Annotated in this window: 1 protein-coding gene; it reads left to right on the forward strand. The window is 43.8% G+C overall.

The window, feature by feature from the left end; all coding sequences use genetic code 11:
* Positions 1-1,065 (forward strand): reverse transcriptase domain-containing protein (locus F6J99_RS45090; RefSeq protein ID WP_293123968.1); only part of this gene is annotated, 1,065 nt, incomplete at its 5' end.
* Positions 1,066-1,291: the final 226 nt, after the last annotated feature.

Raw genomic sequence — 1,291 nt, forward strand, 5'->3', positions numbered from 1 at the left:
TACGGATTCAGAACGGGTAGGTGCGCCCAAGATGTCCAAAAAAGGTTACAGATACATCTGAAATCGAACTCCAATGGTATCAACAAACGAATCATAGAGTTAGACATCAAAAAATGCTTCGACCGAATCAACCACAACTCCATAATGGAAAGACTAATAGCACCAGTAAAAATCAAAAACGGAATATTCAGATGCCTTAAAGCAGGAGTATCCGTAGAATTTCCAGACCAGGGTACACCCCAGGGCGGTGTGGTAAGTCCCTTACTAGCTAATGTGGCACTAAACGGAATAGAAGATATACACACAAGTTTGCGATACGCAGACGATATGGTGTTTATTCTAAAGCCAAAAGATAATGCTGAAAAAATTATCAACAAAGTCAATAAATTCTTGGCTGAAAGAGGAATGGAAATCAGTGAAGAAAAGACCAAGCTGACTAAAACGACAGACGGATTTGACTTCCTGGGGTGGAAATTCCGCGTCAGAAAAGACGGAAAGTTCTCGTGTACTCCCTCAGAGGAAAACCACCGGAACATCCGTAAGAAGATTAAAACCGTAGTCAACTGCTCGAATTATGGTGCCGAAGTAAAAGCCAAGAAACTAGCCCCTATCGTACGCGGATGGCGAAACTACCACAGCAGCTGCGATATGAGCAGCGCACGGGATAAACTATGGTTCATGAATCACACTGCCCACCGAAAGTTCCGAAAGGAAAAGAAAGTAAGTCGGTACAGAGCTTCCGAACTATGCAAAAAGGCATTCCCAAAGGTAGGATACAAACAAAATCAGCACGTGAACGTAAGGGGGACAAAGTCACCCTATGACGGTGACCTAGTCTACTGGAGCCAAAGGAACTCCCTCCTTTATTCCGATACTACCTCCGAAGCATTGAAAAGGCAAAACCATTCCTGTGGATACTGTGGATTGAAGTTCTTAGAAGACGAATCTGTACATCTTCATCATATAGATGGAAACCACGACAATTGGTCTAATAAGAACTTACTAGTAGTTCATCAAAGCTGCCACCAACAGATACATTGGAGCAAGCCGAAAGGCCGGTCATAGACCGAGTTTACCCAGGAGCCGTGTGAGACGAAAGTTTCATGCACGGTTCTGAATCGGAGGTGCTCCCCGTAATAGGGGACATCGACCGTAACAATCCAATCAGTTGTATCCTTTTTTTCAAAAGTCCTTACCTATTTGCAGTATATACCAGTTCTGAATTGGCAAAGGTACCTCGTCCTAGGTTTTAGGGAGTGGGGAGTAGGGAACGATGCACCCAGTTATAAGA

This window comes from Moorena sp. SIO4G3, assembly GCF_010692305.1.
Classification (GTDB): domain Bacteria; phylum Cyanobacteriota; class Cyanobacteriia; order Cyanobacteriales; family Coleofasciculaceae; genus Moorena; species Moorena producens_A.